This window comes from Pseudarthrobacter sp. H2 (genome assembly GCF_050157045.1).
Classification (GTDB): domain Bacteria; phylum Actinomycetota; class Actinomycetes; order Actinomycetales; family Micrococcaceae; genus Arthrobacter.
The window spans coordinates 3,143,152-3,156,483 of the sequence record NZ_CP189594.1 but is presented as its reverse complement, the minus strand read 5'-3'; the positions used below and the strand labels follow the sequence as shown (position 1 = coordinate 3,156,483).

Annotated in this window: 11 protein-coding genes; 6 read left to right on the top strand and 5 right to left on the bottom strand. The window is 63.9% G+C overall.

Annotated features, from left to right (window positions below):
- Nucleotides 1-140 precede the first annotated feature (140 nt).
- Both ACQCSZ_RS14745 and ACQCSZ_RS14740 read left to right on the top strand, forming a co-directional pair.
- On the top strand, nucleotides 141-398 hold the full coding sequence (locus ACQCSZ_RS14745; protein WP_427004488.1) for a toxin HicA: 258 nt from the start codon (nucleotides 141-143) through the stop codon (nucleotides 396-398).
- Nucleotides 399-752 carry a type II toxin-antitoxin system HicB family antitoxin gene (locus ACQCSZ_RS14740; protein WP_427004487.1) on the top strand — a complete coding sequence of 118 codons (354 nt, stop codon included), beginning with the start codon at nucleotides 399-401 and terminating at the stop codon, nucleotides 750-752. It abuts the gene before it with no gap.
- Here the strand turns inward: ACQCSZ_RS14740 and ACQCSZ_RS14735 are convergent.
- Both ACQCSZ_RS14735 and ACQCSZ_RS14730 read right to left on the bottom strand, forming a co-directional pair.
- Nucleotides 684-1,871 (bottom strand): ADP-ribosylglycohydrolase family protein, encoded by a 1,188-nt coding sequence (locus ACQCSZ_RS14735; protein ID WP_427004486.1) that lies wholly within the window; start codon nucleotides 1,869-1,871, stop codon nucleotides 684-686. The genes ACQCSZ_RS14740 and ACQCSZ_RS14735 overlap by 69 nt on opposite strands.
- A complete protein-coding gene (locus ACQCSZ_RS14730; protein ID WP_427004485.1) occupies nucleotides 1,868-2,827 on the bottom strand; it encodes an ARPP-1 family domain-containing protein in 960 nt (319 codons plus the stop codon). Before ACQCSZ_RS14730 ends, ACQCSZ_RS14735 begins: the two co-directional genes overlap by 4 nt.
- 94 nt (nucleotides 2,828-2,921) lie before the next feature.
- On the opposite strand from ACQCSZ_RS14730, the gene ACQCSZ_RS14725 reads away from it, so the two are divergent.
- Entirely contained in the window at nucleotides 2,922-3,593 is a 672-nt protein-coding gene (locus tag ACQCSZ_RS14725) for an NUDIX domain-containing protein (RefSeq protein WP_427004484.1), read from the top strand.
- 126 nt (nucleotides 3,594-3,719) lie between these two features.
- Here the strand turns inward: ACQCSZ_RS14725 and ACQCSZ_RS14720 are convergent, their stop codons facing one another.
- Genes ACQCSZ_RS14720 through ACQCSZ_RS14710 form a run of 3 tightly spaced genes read right to left on the bottom strand, consistent with a single transcriptional unit; the run spans nucleotide 3,720 to nucleotide 6,068 of the window.
- Entirely contained in the window at nucleotides 3,720-4,301 is a 582-nt protein-coding gene (locus ACQCSZ_RS14720) for a TerD family protein (RefSeq protein ID WP_427004483.1), read from the bottom strand.
- A 33-nt stretch (nucleotides 4,302-4,334) separates the two neighbouring features.
- Entirely contained in the window at nucleotides 4,335-4,925 is a 591-nt protein-coding gene (locus tag ACQCSZ_RS14715) for a TerD family protein (RefSeq protein WP_427004482.1), read from the bottom strand.
- A 24-nt stretch (nucleotides 4,926-4,949) separates the two neighbouring features.
- Nucleotides 4,950-6,068, bottom strand: coding sequence for a DUF475 domain-containing protein (locus ACQCSZ_RS14710; protein ID WP_427004481.1), 1,119 nt, complete (start codon nucleotides 6,066-6,068; stop codon nucleotides 4,950-4,952).
- Between the two features lie 534 nt (nucleotides 6,069-6,602).
- On the opposite strand from ACQCSZ_RS14710, the gene ACQCSZ_RS14705 reads away from it, so the two are divergent.
- The 3 genes from ACQCSZ_RS14705 to ACQCSZ_RS14695 are packed head-to-tail and all read left to right on the top strand — an operon-like array spanning nucleotide 6,603 to nucleotide 13,331.
- The gene (locus tag ACQCSZ_RS14705; RefSeq protein ID WP_427004480.1) at nucleotides 6,603-6,971 is read left to right on the top strand and encodes a hypothetical protein; all 369 of its coding nucleotides are present in this window, start codon (nucleotides 6,603-6,605) and stop codon (nucleotides 6,969-6,971) included.
- Nucleotides 6,971-9,718, top strand: a complete 2,748-nt coding sequence (locus tag ACQCSZ_RS14700) for a vWA domain-containing protein (RefSeq protein ID WP_427004479.1) — start codon at nucleotides 6,971-6,973, stop codon at nucleotides 9,716-9,718. The genes ACQCSZ_RS14705 and ACQCSZ_RS14700 overlap by 1 nt, the downstream gene beginning before the upstream one ends.
- A gap of 58 nt (nucleotides 9,719-9,776) precedes the next feature.
- Complete coding sequence (locus ACQCSZ_RS14695; protein ID WP_427004478.1) at nucleotides 9,777-13,331, top strand: tubulin-like doman-containing protein; 3,555 nt, start codon at nucleotides 9,777-9,779, stop codon at nucleotides 13,329-13,331.
- The last annotated feature ends 1 nt before the right edge of the window (nucleotide 13,332 follow it).

Sequence of the window (13,332 nt, the reverse complement as noted above, 5' to 3'; positions counted from 1 at the left end):
CACAGGTGTCGTGAACCACGGACGGTTCAGGGCACACGCAGGGCGCGTCTGGCTATCGCCGGGCGCGCCTTTGCCATGTCTGCCGGAGCGGCGTCTCGAGGGAGCAAGGCCCCTTGAGAAATGGTGCCAAAACTGGCACCATGGTTCATGTGGCGAGCATCGATAAGATCGAAAAGCAAGCTAGAAACTCACCTGAGAACGTCTCCTACAGTGACATGCTCAAACTCTGTACGCACTACTTTGGCGAACCTAGGTCAGGTTCCGGAAGCCACAACGCAATATTCAAAATGCCCTGGGCGGGGGATCCAAGGATCAATCTGCAGAACAAGAATGGCAAGGCCAAGCCGTACCAGGTGAAGCAAGCCATCGCCGCCATCGATCGGAGCAAGGAGAAGTAGATGTCTATCCGAAAAGCAGCTGCCGTGCCGTCCCCTGTGGCGCAGTATCGTTACTCGGTCCAGTGGTCGCCCGAGGATCAAGAGTTCGTAGCCACTGTTCTTGAGTTCCCGTCCCTCTCCTGGCTGGATGAGGATCAGTTCGAGGCGCTCCGTGGCATAGAACGCTTGGTGTCCGATGTCATCGATGAACTCATCAAGTCAGGCGAACCGGTGCCTCAGCCAATTGCAACCCAAAGGTTTAGTGGCAGACTCAACCTTCGCGTACCCCCAGAACTTCACCGGAAGCTAGCTATTGAGGCTGCCAATCACGGCGTGCCCCTCAACAAGTACGCAACGGAGCGGTTGACAGCCTAGAACGGCTGGTGGTGTGTGCCGTAGTCGGTCAGGGCTCCACGTGCCAATACGCCGTAAACCGAGGCGCAGGCCTTCTTCCACTGGCAGCGCTGAAGCCCGAGTCGGTTGCGTGGATAAACTCCGGGTGGTCCCAACTTTTGATGATTTCCGGTGCTTGGCCCTGCAACCAGGTGTGCAGACTCTCCAGGACTGGCCGTGTCGCCGGCGCCACTCGAACGGCACCGCCGTGTAGCCGTAGGCCGCGCCCAGCAGACCGCCCGCTATGGCGGCGACGGTGTCCGTGTCGTTGCCGCCTCGGACGGCCTCCTCCAACGCAGCCCGTAGGTGCGCCGGGCCGGATGCTGACAAGCCCGCATAGTGGATGGCGCTCCAGGCGCCTTGGAACGCCTCGACCACCCAGCCGTTGCGCGTGAAGTCCCGGGGCCGGGACCGCTCGGTGACTTCGATGCGCTCCAGCCACAACGCAGCCCGCCCGGGGGACAGCAGGGACAGCCCGGCCCGGACGTCCAGCCGCCCGGTCAGGACCGCCTCCCGGATCGCCACACACCAGAGCCCGCAGGCTTCCTGGGCGTCAGGATCGGCGTGGGTCAGCGCGCTGAGCACCCCCGCCGCGGCCATCAAGGATGCCGGGTCCCGGTCCAGGTAGGCAAGCGCCAGCGGGGCGGTGCGCATCAGCGAGCCGTTGCCGGCGCTGCGTCCGGTGCGGGCGTGGAAGTCCGCGGCCGCGGCACTGAAGTCGCCGGCACGGACCTTGCTCCGGCCGGCCGCGGAGGCCAGCCGCCGGGCCGCCGCGATGACGGAACTGGTCTGGGCGCCCACATCCTTGGCCTCGGCGGCCCACGCCGTCCAGGCCCGGACGATCATGGTGAGCGCCGCGGGGGAGGATGACCCGGCGTCGGACGCCGCCTCCAGCAACGCCTGGGCGATCGGGACGGCCATGGAAGTATCGTCGGTCCACTCGGCCGGCGCGAACCCGAACGGGCCGCCGCCTTTCATGGTGACTTCGGCGTTGTCCGGCAGCGGTGCGCCGAACTCGTAGCCGGCTCCGAGGGCGTCGCCGGCGGCCAGGGCGACGAGGACGCCGGCCGCGCGGTCATTCTGCAGTGGGGTCAGTTTCATGCCATCTCCATCAGGGGGTGTTTGGTGTTCCAGCCGGTCAGGTGGGCCAGTTGGGGGCGGCGCGTGGGAAGCTCGACGGCGATGCCGGCGGCGGTAACCGTGCCGGCGGCACGGGAGACATTGCGGCTCCGCAGTGCGCCGTGGTTGCGGACCTCGACAGCCGCCGGGCCGCCGTCGAACGTTCCGAAGTCCATCGCCTGGACCTGGGCGGCGAAGTCGCGGGCCCGCTGGCCCGGCATCGGCCCCGACGCCAGCGCCTGAGGCGGGAGGAGTTCCAGGTCCAGCAGCGCGGAGTCGATCAGCTGGCGGTAGTGGCGGCGGAAGAGCGTGTTCGTGCCGAAGACCTCCAGGAGCAGCGGCTGCCGGCCCAGGCCGATCACGACGCCGCGCTGGCCTTCCAGCGGAGCCGGAGCCTCGGCGGCGTCGAAGCGGTTGTGCGCGCCGTCCTTGAACCGGTCCAGGTGCTCGAGCAGGGAGCTGGTCGCCGAGGCGCCGCGGGCGGCGTCGAACCGGCGGACCCGTTCCCAGATGCGGCCCTGCCGGTTGCCCCCGCGCTCGCCGTTCAGACCGTTGGCGAGCTCGGACCGGACGTTCAGCGGGGCGCGCCGTGCCTGCCGGCGGTGGCTCGTTTCCCCGGCTTCCCAGCGGCCGGCTTCGACGCAGAAGGTGTCGATGTCGCGGGTTTCGCCGGGGCCCAGGACGACGTCGCGGGCGCAGGTCCGGTGTTGCTGTCCGCCTTCGAGCAGCTCGCCTTCCAGCAGCAGGGCCGGGTGCGGGCCGTTGTTGGTGACGGTGAGGCGGCCGACCTGGGCGCCGCTGGCGAGCTCGGTGACGGCGACGTCGGCGTGGGTGCCGGTGCTGATGCCGAGGCTGCCGGACCCTGAGGTCCAGACGGGGAAGATGCTCAGGGGGCCGAGCCTGCTGCCGGCGCCGACGTGGAGCTGTGGAACCTTCATGATGAACCTCCGGTTGATTTAAAGCATTTCTGCGCTAATTGATTCCAGTATGCACGGGTTGCATCTTTAGCGCAAGACTGCGATAAATAGTGGTGTGAAGGTTTCCAAGAACAGCCCCGGCACGTCCCTGCTCGACTACCCGCGGCCCTCGGTGGCGGCGGACACGGCGGTGCTGACCGTGGCGGAGGGGAGTGTTTGTGTCCTGCTCGTGCAGCGGCAGGAAGCGGATCAGCACGGGAAGTGGGCCCTGCCGGGCACGTTCCTGCGCGAACGCGAGACCCTGGCCGACGCGGTCCTGCGCTGCCTGCGGGAGAAGGCCGGGATTTCGGGTCGGGTGCCGCGCCAGCTGCAGGTCTTTGATGAGCCGGGACGCGACGACCGCGGCTGGGTGCTGTCGGTGGCGCACGTCGTCGTGGTGCCGCTGGCGGCGTTGGAAGAGGCCTTAAAGTCCGACGGCGTCCGGCTGGCTTCGGTGGCCGGGGAGCCGGAGCTGATCGCCGGGCTGCCCTATGGCCACGCGGACATTGTGGCGAAAGCCGTGGAGTGGCTGCAGGCCGCCTATAAGGAGGTGCCCGATCCGGGGAAGCTGCTGGATGAGCCGTTCACCCTGAGGGATCTGCGGGAGCTGCACGAGGCGGTGGCGGGCGCGACCTTGATGCGCGACACCTTCCGGCGTTTCATGGAGCCGAAGCTGAAGGGGACCGGGCAGATGTCCGACGGAACGCGGGGGAGACCGTCGCGGTTGTGGGTGCGGGGCAAGGCATGACTGGCACGAGGCGGATCCCTTGAAATTTCCCTGTTTCGTGGTGCCATAAGCCCACGCCAGGCCCTAAGAGTTGGCGCCTTGAGGGGCCCATGCAAATCAGTAAATTGAATGGGCCCCTCGCCAGCTCTAATCCAGCGAGATGCCGAAATCTGTGGCGATGCCGCGGAGGCCCGTTGCATACCCCTGGCCGACGGCCCGGAACTTCCAATCGCCGTTGTGACGGTAGATCTCCGAGAAAATCATGCACGTCTCCGCTGCTGCGTCTTCCGTCAAGTCGTAGCGGACGATTTCATTGTCCGTATCCTCGTTGACAACCCGGCAAAACGCGTCGCGGATCTGCCCAAAGTTCTGGCGCCGAGCTTCCGCGTCGTCGATCGATACCACGATGACGATCTTTTCAATGTCCGGCGAGACTGCGGCGAGATCAATAAGAATCTGCTCGTCGTCGCCTTCCCCCTCGCCCGTGCGGTTGTCTCCTTGGTGCAGAACGGCCCCATCGGCGGACGACAGCTGGTTGTAGAAGATGAAGTCGTCGTTCGACCGGACCTTACCTGCAGCGGTCAGAAGCAGTGCGGATGCATCAAGGTCGAATTGTTCGCCGGCTGTTGTGCGCGGATCCCATCCGAGGCCGATCATCGCCCTGCGAAGTTGCGGGTCGGCTTTGCTCAGGGACAGGTTGCTTCCCTTGCTAAGAGTCAGGCTTGCCAAGTTTTTCTCCTCAGTTATGTGGTGGGTTGGACGCTAGAGAACAGCAGCTGCGGGGCCGACCACGTCGTAGGCGGTCTTGCCATTTGCCGGTGCACCGATTGCATGGAAGCTCCACGTGCCGTTAATACGGGACAGCTTGGCCATCACCATCGCCGTGTACCGACCCGATTCTCCAAGCCGATAATTCGCAACCTCGGGGCTGTCCGGGACGGAGTCGTCAATTACGCGACAGAACGCATTCTGAACCATGTCGAACGTCTGTCCGCTGTAGCTCGTGATGACAAACACAATGTGCTTCACGGCAGGGGAAACAGACGCCAGGTTCACCATGATCGTTTCGTCGTCCCCGTCGCCGTCGCCGGTGAGATTGTCCCCTGTGTGTTGGATGGAACCATCTTTGCTGCGCAGCTGGTTGAAGAACACCGTTTCCAGGAGCTCGTTATTGGCATCGAAAAGAATTGCCGACGCATCCAGATCAATTTCAGCCGTCTTTGCCCGGCCAAAAAATCCACGTTTGGCAGGAACAGCAGAGTCCCAGCCCAACCCGAGACGGATGTAAGTCAGCGACTCACCGTTTTGTTTCGTCAACGACAGTGACTGGCCTTTTTTCAGACTCAACCCCATTGTTTTGCTCCTGTCTGTTATTGCTTACTTAGTGATTGTCAAAACCGGTTCTGGCGATTCGGCTTCCGGGCTGAGGGACGTTTTGTTCCTGTTGCGAACCACCGAACCTGCGAAAGCTGCGCCGATGAAGACAACGCCGATGAGGCCGGTCACGACCTCGTTGACCGGTACAGAAATGGTCACCAGCAGGATGACCGCCAGTGCGCCGATGGCCCAGTGCGCGCCATGGTCAAGATATTCGAATTCGTCCAGCGTTCCTTGGCGGACGAGGTAGACCGTCAGTGAGCGGACAAACATGGCGCCAATGAAGCCCAGTCCGAGGGCGATGATGATCGGGTCCGACGTGATGGCGAAGGCGCCAATGACGCCGTCAAAGGAGAAGGAGGCGTCGATGACCTCGAGGTACAAAAAGAGCATGAAAGCAGCCTTGCCGGCGAGCTTGGCGGCACTGCTTGGGCCTGACCTTGTAGCAGCCGAGGCGTCATCGAAATCGACGTCGCCGTCCCCGTCCACATCGAAGAGGTTGCCGAGACCGTTGACTAGGACATAGGTGATCACTCCCAGGAGGCCGGACAACAGGACGATGCCCTGCTTTTCTCCTGCGAGGAACCCTGCGACTGCCAGCGCAATCAAGCCTGCCGCCATCGACGCACCGTCCAGCTTGCCGATTCGCGCGAGCGGGACTTCCAGGGCTTTGATCCACTTGATGTCTCCGTCTTCGAGAATAAAGTCCAGGAAAAGCATGAGAAGGAACAGTCCACCGAAGGCTGCGATTTGTGGGTGGGCCTCGTGCAGCAAATATCCATACGTTCCCGGTGTGTGCGGATCCCCCTTCTGAAGCGCCAGATTAACGGCTTCGACCGGGTTCAACTTGGCCGTCACGCCGACGATAAGAAGCGGGAAGAGTACGCGCATTCCGAATACGGCGATCACGATGCCGACGGAAAGGAACATTTTCTGCCAGAACGGATTCATCCGCTCGAGAATGCGTGCGTTCACTACCGCATTGTCGAAGCTGAGACTGACCTCAAGAATCCCAAGGATGAGGCACAAAATCAGTGCCTGGGGGCCGCCGTAGACGAGTGCAATGGCCAAGGCGACCGCGGTGACCGCGAATGACCACCCGAAAGTTTTAAGGAACACTATGGATCTAACTCCTGATGAATCGGGTCCCACCGATAAGTATCGGCAGGACCGCGAGCTTCTACCGGGAGAAAGTCCCCCCGCACAGACTTGTTCGATCATCTTAGTCATACACAGTCCCCGCAGAGAGAATGATCCCGAGTGTCAGTTTGGCGGAGTTCAGCTTCTCTCTGCAGCCCAGTCCAAGCCGGAGGGAGGGCAATGACGGTCCCTGCGCCTTGGACGAGCCACAGGAGTAAAAAGCTCATCGCAACACGAAAGACACACTTTGCGACCGTTATGACGGACACACGTTAGCCCTTAGTATTACCGCTAGCGGGCGAAATCGTTCCCCTGCTGCATCGACGTTGTCCGCAAAGCCGCGGCAGGTTGAGCTGTTTTGGTCGTTCTCGTCGATGGATTATTGGGGTGTGGAAAAATTTGTCTAACGGCAGTAATCCATTTGATTTCAGCAAGTACAACTCGTCCACACCCGGCCCGTCCTCTTCGCATTCTCTGACGGACGGGCAGCCGCAGGCTCCCGCTTCAGGCACCATGCCCGATGTTTCCTTCGCGTTTGGCAGCCAGCAGGCTGCGGTGGACTTGGCCCCTCATCACGGTGCGGCTGCCAAAGCCCCCGTACTCTGGCTCGCCGGCGCCATCGCCTGTGCAATCGTCGCGCTCGTCGTGGCGGCCGGCTTCGGTGCATCACCGACGCTGGCAATCTCGGCATGGTTGTTGGGCGGCCCCGTCGCCATTGCGCTCGTAGCCTGCTTCTCGCTCCGGGACACCCGGGCCCGGACTCACACCCTGTATTCAGCGGCCGGGTCGGTTCCCTGGATCTACCGGCTGGCACTGGTCTCGAGCCTTGCCGCCGTCGTAGTGAGTGCCCTGCACATTGCCAACTGGGTGGGACGGCTCTGATGCGGCGGTTATTGGCCGTGCTCGTCGGCCTGGCCCTGGGTCTTCCCTTCGCAGCCGTTGGCGCCGGAGCAACCACCGCAGTCGAAAGGCCCCTGACCCGGGTGGACAGTTTCCGCGCCTGCATCGCCGGCGGCGGCGCGACGGATATGTTGTTGCTGGTGGATGAGTCCTCCAGCCTAAACACGACCGACCCGGACTATGCACGGGTCACCTCCGCCTCCTACTTGGTGAGGCAACTGGCCGGCTTCGCCTCCGGAACCAGCGCTGACGTGAACGTTTCCATCAGTGTCTTTGCCAATAGCTATACGCAGATCCAGCCCTGGACGCCGCTCAACGCCGGAACGCTGCCGCAGCTGCAGGCCACGGTCGATTCGCTGAAGAACCGAGTGGACGGCATGGAGACGGATTACTGGACCGCCCTCGACGGCGCCCGCAAGGATCTGGCGGCCCGGGCCGCGGCCCGGACGGACAAGGAGAGCTGTCAAGCCGTCGTCTGGTTCACTGATGGTGCTATCAACTACACCATCCGGAAAAACGACGCTGAAAAGGCGGCCTATGGTGCCACCAAGCCCTTCGCCCCCGGCGTCGAGTTGACAAGCGCCGACGCGGCGGAGAGCGTCCGGCAAGCGGCCATGACAGACATCTGCCGCCCCGGCGGCGTGGCCGATCAGCTCCGCTCCTCGAAGGTGGCGATGTTTGGCATCGGGTTGCAGAGCAGCACAGCGGATTCGAGCGACTTCTCCTTCATCGAATCCGTGGCCACCGGAAGGTCCGGGAGCGTTGCTGCGGCGTGCGGCAAGCTGACCGATCCGGTGCCCGGCGAATTCCATCTCGCCACGGACACCGACAGCCTGCTGCTGGCCTTCGACGGCATCAGCTCTCCGGGCAGCCGTCCCTTCACGCAGGAAGCCGGCATCTGCCAGGTTTCTGTCTGCATCGACAAGGCTCACCGCTTTGTCCTGGATCAGTCGACGCCGGGCGTCCGGGTGCTGGCCACGGCGGACGGCACCAATCTCGCGGCGGCCGTGCTGAACCCCGCCGGGAAAGTCATCAATCTGCCGAAGGGAAGCATCGGCACCCCCGCAGCGCTGACGTCGGATGACAACACCTTGATGTACACCTGGCTGTCCGACAAGACGCTGACCGTTTCGATGGCCGAGGGTCCAGGCGAAGCGGGCTGGAGCGGACTGTGGCAGCTCGCCTTCACGGACCCGACGGGCCAGTCCGCCGGCAAGACCTCAAAGTCCAGTATCCACATCGAGGGAAGCCTCAAGCCGGCATGGCTGAATCCCACGGGCACAGCCCTGCACGTGGGGGACACGATTCCGGGCGTGCGCCTGGGCCTGGTCGACGCCGCCGGCAAGAGCATTGACCCTGCCTCCCTGCTCGGAGAGGTGCGGCTGACGGCCAAGCTTGTCAGCAGCCAGGGAAAGTCTTCCGTGGTGGCCACCGCTTTGGGCAAGGAGGCGATTGCCAATCCGGTGGCATTGGATCTTTCCGGCTATCCGGTGGGAGCTGCCGAATTGTCCTTGGAGCTTTCCATCACCACAGCAGCGACGACGACGGCGGACGGCACGGCCGTGCCAGGGACAACTTTGGAGCCGGCCCTGGTTTCCGTGCCGATGGCGCTGCTCCCGCCAGCTGAATTCCCGGTATTGGGAAGCAAGATCGACTTCGGTCAGAGCGAGGGAAATGCGGAGCTTACCGCGGCCCTGCCGGTCTCCGGCGTCGGCTGCGTGTGGCTGGCCCCGGACCAGCAGCCCGAGATCATTGCCGCCCCTGCGGAGGTGGGCACCATCGCGATCAGTCTGGGCAAGGCCAACTCTGCCGAAAGCTGCCTGCCCGTGAAAGACGTCGCGTCGCTTCCCCTGACGTTCAAGGCCGACCATGCGGGGAACGGTTCGGTCAACGGGCACGTCGCCCTGATGATCGCGCCCGACGGCGAGCCGGCCAAAGCAATGCCTGTCAACCTGGACTTCACGGCCAGCCTGGCCAAGCCGCTCAACGCCACCAATTTTCTGCTGGCACTCATGGTCGCACTGATCCTTGGCCCGGGAATCCCGCTCCTGTTTCTCTACGCGGCCAAATGGTTTGTTTCCAAAATCCCCGGCAGCTCACTGTCCGCCGAACTTATCCCGGTCACAGTGACGAACCAGCAAGTGCAGCGGGACGCCCGGCCATTCGTCCTGCGTCCCACGGACTTCACCGAGCTGGTACCGATGAGTCCGTCGGGCTCCCGGTCCCTGATGATCAACGGGCTGGAGCTGAAGGCCCGCTCCGGCTGGTCGCCGTTGGGTAGCGGCTTCGTCAGCGTCCTTGCGCCGGGCCGCGTCGGCGCTGGATCGGCACAGCCCGGAACCGACAGCAGCGGTGTCAACGCACGGCTCCCGCTAGCCGTCCATAACCATTGGGCAGTGCTCCGCGACGTGGGTGCCAGCCCCGGCACCTGCTACGTGCTGGTGCTGATTAACGGAACTGCGACTGCAGCGCAGAAACGGGACATTGAGGATGACATCAACCGCCGCCTGCCGGATCTGCTGGCAAGTCTGAACGATCGAGCCGCGAAGCTGGAGGATGGCCGGCCCGGACGCCCGTCCGCGGGCCAGCAGGAGCAGCCCCCCATGTCACCCTTCCACCCACCGTTGCAGCCTGCCGACGCCCGGCTGCAACCGGGGCCGACCTGGCAGCCCCCTGTTGCGGGCGGAGAATCCAGCGGGTTCAGCCCCTGGGGGACTCCGCAGTCGTGATATTGCCGAACACAAAGCCCACCACAGCCACCACGATCAGAACAGGCAGGCAGCAACAATGCGGAAATTCCTAATAGTGGGCTGCGGTGGTTCCGGTGGTTCCACGCTGGCCTTCATGATGGATCAACTCAGCTCCGAACTGGCGGCCCACGGGGTCACCGGCATTCCGGCGGGATGGCAGTTTGTCCACATTGACGTGCCGGTGGCACCCGACACCCGGATTCCTGGCGTCGGCAACGTTTTCCAGCAAGGTGGTGGCTACATTGCCACTGGCCCGTCAGGCGGAAGCTATACGGTCATGGACAACGCCCTGACCCAAACACTGGGCCACGCCAAGGCGCTGGGCCAGATCGGCACCTGGGCTCCGCGGGATCCGGCTCAGATCACCGTCCCCATTCACAGCGGGGCGGGCCAAATGCGGGCGGTGGGCCGCATGATCACCCTCAGCAGGGCTTCCGAGGTCCGCAACGGACTTGAACGTGCCTTCCAGCGGCTCAACATGGTGGAAACCAACAGCGAGATGGCCCAGCTGACGGTACCCGGTCTGGGAAAATTCAATGCCGCCGAACCTCCGATCGTCCTGGTGGTCTCGTCCATGGCCGGCGGGGCCGGAGCATCTATGGCGCTTGACGTGTGCCGACTGCTGTCTCTGGTGCCAGGTGTTTCCCCTTCGCTGGTAGGTGTCTTCATGCTGGCCGCAGACGTCTTTGATGGGCTGCCCTCTGACGCCCGCGGGGGCGTCCGGGCCAACGCGCTGGCCATGTTGGGTGAAATTGTGGCGGCGCAGACCAAGGCGGCACAGGACCATGACGTGGCCACGCTCGCGGCACTGGGCCACGGGAACGGTGTGACGGGTGAAAAGCCCTTCGCCCGCGTCTTCCCGGTGGGACGGTTCGCGGGCGTCAACCGGACCATGTTCGGTGACGGGACGCAGGATGCCGTCTATCGGGGGCTGGGGCGCGGACTTGCCGCCTTGATGCTCAGCGGCAAGGCGGCTTCGGAATTCGTCTCTTTCGATCTGGGCAACAATTCTGGAGACAAAGCCGCGGTTCGGGACTACTTTGGCTGGGGCGTGGAACCGAACGAACTCCCTTGGGGTGCCTTCGGCTTCGCCAGCCTGAGCATGGGCCGGGACCGGTACCGCGAATACGCGGCGCAGCGCCTGGCGCGGACCGCTGTCGACCGGTTGAGAGCCGGTCATATCCAGCCTGGCAACAACGCCTCATCGGTAGCGCAGGTCAATGCATTGGTGTCCAGCCAGTGGAGCAACATCTGTACGTCGCTGGGCCTGCCGGTGGCAGCCGAAGGGCCGCTCACCCACCCGGAAGTGATGGAGTGGTTCACGGCGACGGCTTTCAGCCGTGCGGAAGTCGGCCAGCTGGCGTCCGCCATCACCGACGAGCACATCGTCCCGTTCATCCCTCCGCCCGCCGGAATCCAGGCGGTCCAGTGGCTTCCTGCCCTGCGCCAGAAGTTGCTGGAACGAAAGGCTGCGGTCACCAACGGGACCGTGGAATCGGCTTATCGGTGGGGATACACCTACAAGAACGTCCTGCTGCAGCGCTTCACGGCACTGATAGAGGAAACCGTGGCGCAGTTCGGGTTGCCGTACGCCCGGGCAATCGTGGAGCGGCTGGAGGGCCTGCTGCGGGAACAGCTCATCGTGACGTTGAAGGGCATGGCCGCATTCGCTCAGCCGAACGTGACCGCCATTCCCCAGAAAGTCGAGGGCGACGTTGCCCGAATGAAGGTGATTGAGAACGGGCAGTCGGTGGTGGACCTGCTGGTCGGTGAACTTCGTGGCCAGACCACGGACCTGCTCTACTCCCAGGCAGCGGGATCTGCCGCCACGGTCCTGTCCGCTTTCATTGCGGACGTTTTGGGGCCAATGCGGGACGCGCTCTCGGAAGGGCTGAAAATCCTCGACCAGGCGGCCGCTGCCCGGCCGACGGCGGTAGGCCTAGCCAATGTTGCAACGGACCAGTATGCGGCCTGGCCCTCGGATGAGAACCTTTCCGTGCCGCCACGATTTGATGTAGCGGACAATGAAATCCTGATTACCGAATCAAAGACCTTCGCCGTCCAGTACGAGTCGGATGTGGCTCAGACGGGCGGGGGAGCTGCGGGACAACGTGGTTTCCAGGACGCGCGGGAGCTTCTGGGCCGCCAGATCATCCGCGGTCTGTGGCCAGTGGCGGGCGGCCACCAGGCACCGGGTGGTCTCCTGGAACAGACTGCCAGCTGGCAGCCGGGCGAGTTCAACCGGGACCCCTTCAGCCACGCACCCCTCACCCCGTCGCGGGCCGGCTTCCGGCTGCACACATCGCCCAAAGAGCTGCTCAAGCGGGCGCGAGGCTTTGTGGGACGTCCCGGCGAGGCATTTGACAAGTTCTGTTCGCTGTCGCTGCGCGACTATGTGCGCGGGGTAGATGCCAGCCAGTCCGACATACCGCAGCGCCAGGCCGACGTCATCGCCAAATTCACTGAGGCGGTCAACCGCGCCATTCCGCTGATCAGCGTCAATCCAGACGTGGTCCAGCAGCTGCATGGGACCTCGGTTGCCTACCGTTTCAAATTCTCTTCCATCCCGTTCGGGGAACTCGACGAGGTGAGCGAGGCGCTCTTGTCATCGATGGCGGCGAATCCCAATATCGCCTCTGAAACGGCCGCAATTCTGCAGCGCTCCCTGACTGCGGACACCCGCGTGCAGCGAATAGACATCTTCGGGTCCTACCGTAACTACTCGCCTCTGGTGTTCGATTCTGTCCTTTCACCTGTGGCGCAGCAGTGGGATGGGACTTCGCTGCCGGAGCGCAAAGGCTTTTGGAGCCAACGGCGTTCGCGTCCCTTGGCAGCCTCGTTGCCGATGGGTGACAGCGAGCGCCGTGCCATGGTGGGCGGCTGGTTCGTTGGCCAGATCACGGGCCAGCTGCGCCTACCGGAAGAGCCCTTCGATACAGCGGTAGAGGTCTGGGACAACACCGACGGACGGTGGATCCAGTTTCCCAACCCGTTGCTGACGCCGCCGAAGCAGTTCCTGGCCAAATCCTTCGATTGGCTGCCGGCGGTGCTGGAGTCCGTGCTCCTGGCGGTGGCCCGGACACACCAGGCCCCGGTGCTTTCCTCGCTGCGGCCGTACCGCCTCCTCCGCGAGCTCTACGATGCGAGCCCGGAAGAACCGGCGGCAGGCCTCTTCGAAGTGACCGCGCTCCCTACTTTGACGAGGTGGCTCGGCACCGGCCAGACCCTATCGGGCGTCCCCAGCCGCGTCCCAAACGTGGTTGCCGACAGCACTGTTGCCGAACGCTATGAGCTGACCAAAGATTGGTTGACGACGATCCGATCGCTCGCCGGGGATCATTTCATGCCACCGGGACGTCTCAACGCGACGGGTGGCGGGTCCTTTTCGCAGATCGGCACTCGTCGGGCAGCCAGCGCGACGCCGCTCTTCAGGGATGTGGCCGAGGATATTTACCTGGTGCTGGGCGACTTGCTGGCCCATCTGGACACCGCCCACCAGCGCGCGCTCCATCCCGGCAAGCATTCCGCCCTTGCACTTGTCCCCGATGACCCCGAAGATCCCCTGAGCCTGCCCGTGATGGGAGCCTTCTGAG

Coding starts and splice junctions, on each gene's coding strand:
- ACQCSZ_RS14745 (WP_427004488.1), top strand. CDS start 141: ATGGTTCATGTGGCGAGCATCGATAAGATCGAAAAGCAAGCTAGAAAC.
- ACQCSZ_RS14740 (WP_427004487.1), top strand. CDS start 399: ATGTCTATCCGAAAAGCAGCTGCCGTGCCGTCCCCTGTGGCGCAGTAT.
- ACQCSZ_RS14735 (WP_427004486.1), bottom strand. CDS start 1,871: ATGAAACTGACCCCACTGCAGAATGACCGCGCGGCCGGCGTCCTCGTC.
- ACQCSZ_RS14730 (WP_427004485.1), bottom strand. CDS start 2,827: ATGAAGGTTCCACAGCTCCACGTCGGCGCCGGCAGCAGGCTCGGCCCC.
- ACQCSZ_RS14715 (WP_427004482.1), bottom strand. CDS start 4,925: ATGGGGTTGAGTCTGAAAAAAGGCCAGTCACTGTCGTTGACGAAACAA.
- ACQCSZ_RS14705 (WP_427004480.1), top strand. CDS start 6,603: ATGCCCGATGTTTCCTTCGCGTTTGGCAGCCAGCAGGCTGCGGTGGAC.
- ACQCSZ_RS14700 (WP_427004479.1), top strand. CDS start 6,971: ATGCGGCGGTTATTGGCCGTGCTCGTCGGCCTGGCCCTGGGTCTTCCC.
- ACQCSZ_RS14695 (WP_427004478.1), top strand. CDS start 9,777: ATGCGGAAATTCCTAATAGTGGGCTGCGGTGGTTCCGGTGGTTCCACG.